At 60.0% G+C, this 2,120-nt stretch carries 1 protein-coding gene, 1 other RNA gene and 3 pseudogenes; 2 read left to right on the top strand and 3 right to left on the bottom strand.

The window, feature by feature from the left end:
- Positions 1-283, top strand: a 283-nt coding sequence (locus tag XpopCFBP1817_RS22370) for a hypothetical protein (RefSeq protein ID WP_208619687.1), incomplete at its 5' end; no start/stop codon positions are given.
- Here XpopCFBP1817_RS22370 and XpopCFBP1817_RS20510 read toward each other — a convergent pair.
- From XpopCFBP1817_RS20510 to XpopCFBP1817_RS20495, 3 genes and pseudogenes are all read right to left on the bottom strand, one after another.
- Positions 271-549 (bottom strand): annotated as a pseudogene (locus XpopCFBP1817_RS20510) (hypothetical protein); the annotation flags it as partial. The gene XpopCFBP1817_RS22370 and the pseudogene XpopCFBP1817_RS20510 overlap by 13 nt on opposite strands.
- A non-coding RNA gene (locus XpopCFBP1817_RS20505) (sX9 sRNA) lies at positions 550-626 on the bottom strand. It abuts the pseudogene before it with no gap.
- A 67-nt stretch (positions 627-693) separates the two neighbouring features.
- A pseudogene (locus tag XpopCFBP1817_RS20495) lies at positions 694-1,468 on the bottom strand (hypothetical protein); the annotation flags it as partial.
- 355 nt (positions 1,469-1,823) lie between these two features.
- Between XpopCFBP1817_RS20495 and XpopCFBP1817_RS20490 the strand changes: the two are divergent.
- Positions 1,824-2,055, top strand: a pseudogene (locus tag XpopCFBP1817_RS20490) (GDP-mannose pyrophosphatase); the annotation flags it as partial.
- Positions 2,056-2,120: the final 65 nt, after the last annotated feature.

Raw genomic sequence — 2,120 nt, 5'->3', positions numbered from 1 at the left:
CATGCGCGCACTTGTTTCTACACGATCCGGGTGCAACCAGCTGATCTATCTCGGGAAAACGTGGGGAAACCTCAGAGTCGAGATGGTCGGCGTGCGTGGTTTTCAACAAAGCAACCTACGAACTTTCTGGTGCGGTGTCTCGCGAGCGGTGATGGCACCGCGCGCTCGATCTTTGACGCGCTTCCGCACCGTGACGGTATCTGTTTGCGACTTGCCATACACGCATTTTTGCCGCCAGCGATACCGCATTCAATTGGTTTTGTTAGCCGCTCAAGCCGGTTGAATCGCCACCGCTTTCAGCTTCGCGCGTTGTACATCGTTTTCGCACTGATCCTGCGCGTTTTGCAGCACTGCACGCGCCTGGTCATCGCGGCCGAAACGGTCGGCCAGCAGCAGGCCCGCGTCGAGTGACCAGGCCGGCAGCATCGCATCGCGTGGCCACGCACCGATGGCAGCAAGCAGGCCATCGGTCGCCAGTTGGAATTGCCCGGCCATCTTGGCGCGCTCGGCTAGCCAGTTGGCTTGCTCGGGGAGCGGCGGATTAAGAGCGGCTAACAAAACGTAGCGAGCGGTCGTCAGATGGGTGCGGGCGGCGCGCTCAGAATCGGAGTGTACGAGTGGGACATGAGGATTCCGAGCGCCGACCGCGCCCGCCTGGCGGCCGCGCAGTAGTGTTGTTAGCCGCTCTAAATGCGGATTACTGTCCAGTGCTCCGCGTTGCAAGGTGAGTGTGCGGCGCTCCTGTTTTTCCTGCAGCAAGCGATTGATGTATTGCCGGGTGTGCTCGTGCAGTTCGTCGTTGCGATGATGTTGACGCCGCAGACGTTGATACAGCTCATGCACGGCCAGACCCACCGCGCGCGACCGCACCGCGCAATGCCTGAAAAGCTTCATCGGAATGGCCATCGCGTACGTACTGCTCTGCTTCGTCGAGCAGGCGTTGATCCGGGTCTTCGCGTTCGAGTGCCGCACCGCCGTCAGGCACATAACCGACTTCTTCGTGGGACTGGTACACCAGATCGCCCATCAGATGAAAGCTGGCAAACAGGCTCCAGATCGAGGCAATCACCATCGTCGCATCGCGCACGACCGGTGGTAGATATTTCACCGCAATGAACACCGCTTTCGTACCGCTGCCTGGATCACATACAGCAGGCCGTATGCGGTCAGATATGGCCAGCCGATGGGCAGCGCCATCTCGATCGACACTACCTGGATTGAGTGCACGGCGCAGACTGCCGTCGATAGCCAGCGCAATCATCGTGCCGGGCAGCACCAACTGGACCAGCAGATACGCGATTGTCAAGCCGGGCTTGCCGGCCAGCACGCCGGCCGCACCAATGACGATGCGCACTGCAAGTGCCAGCAGAATCAATCTCAGTACGGCGCTATCGAACGTGTTGTAACCGAGCCGCGGTGCGTCGGCCTGCCCATCTGCGCTATGGCGCAGGATGTCGAAGGCATAGGTGGGTGATGTGAAGGGATTGTGCGGTGGTGCGCGCGGTCACGCAATTGGGGAGCGTCAGCGCGGGCCAAACGAAGTTGGGAGCGCCGGCGGATGGAGTCGTTTCGCCGGCAGAGGCTGGATTTGCGGCAGCCATACCGAGCGGGCACCAGTGCCAGTATTCCGTCCAGACTTGTTGTGTCCAAAGGCACAGTGCGCGCATCGGCAAAAGACAGGTGCAGTGCTTCTGTCGACCGTCTGACGCTGCAGTCGAACGATAGGTAAAAGGTCTGCCCGCCGTAGTGATTGCGGTTCGTGCGAGCGACCCGGTACGCCACATTTGTAGTGCTGCTATCGCTCGCATCACAAGGAGTGTCGCTTGAATCCATCTGCCACCCTAACCCCGCAGGGTCGCATTCGCAGCATCGCTGTGCTGTCTGATAGCTGTGCTGTCTGATAATTGGTATGTGCTGCGCAAGGTCACTTTCGATTTTCAGCGCAAGGACGGTCGCTGGCAGACCCTGTCGCCCGAGGCCTACGATCGCGGCGATGGCGCCACCATCCTGCTGTATAGCCGCGCCAAACAGACGGTAATGCTGACGCTGAGGTTTCCCCACGTTTTCCCGAGATAGATCAGCTGGTTGCACCCGGATCGTGTAGAAACAAGTGCGCGCAT

Source organism: Xanthomonas populi, from assembly GCF_002940065.1.
GTDB classification, from domain to species: Bacteria; Pseudomonadota; Gammaproteobacteria; order Xanthomonadales; family Xanthomonadaceae; genus Xanthomonas; species Xanthomonas populi.
Note: the sequence above shows the minus strand (reverse complement) of the source record. Positions and strands in the feature narration are given on the sequence as shown.